Here is a 248-nt window from a genome sequence, read left to right on the forward strand (position 1 = left end):
CTGTCGGCGATCGAACGCGGGGCATCGCTCCCCGCCGCCGCCTTCATCGCGGCACTGCTCGGGATCGGCTCCATCCTCACGAACATCCCCGCGGGCGCGCTGACGACGCGGATCGGCGAACGCCTCAGCATGGTGTTCGCGGCGGCCGCCTCCGCCGCAGGCCTATTGCTCTGCATCGCGCCGTTCGGTCTGTGGATCTACGGCGCGGGCGTATTCATCCTGGGCGCGGCATCATCGGTGTTCACGCT

General features: G+C 69.4%; 1 protein-coding gene. It reads left to right on the top strand.

Annotated features, from left to right (window positions below; all coding sequences use genetic code 11):
• Positions 1-248: hypothetical protein (locus SB660_RS22745; protein ID WP_410584778.1), on the top strand; the 248-nt coding region annotated here is incomplete at both ends.

This window comes from Bacillus sp. SIMBA_005 (assembly GCF_046535585.1).
Taxonomy (GTDB): Bacteria; Bacillota; Bacilli; order Bacillales; family Bacillaceae; genus Bacillus; species Bacillus pumilus.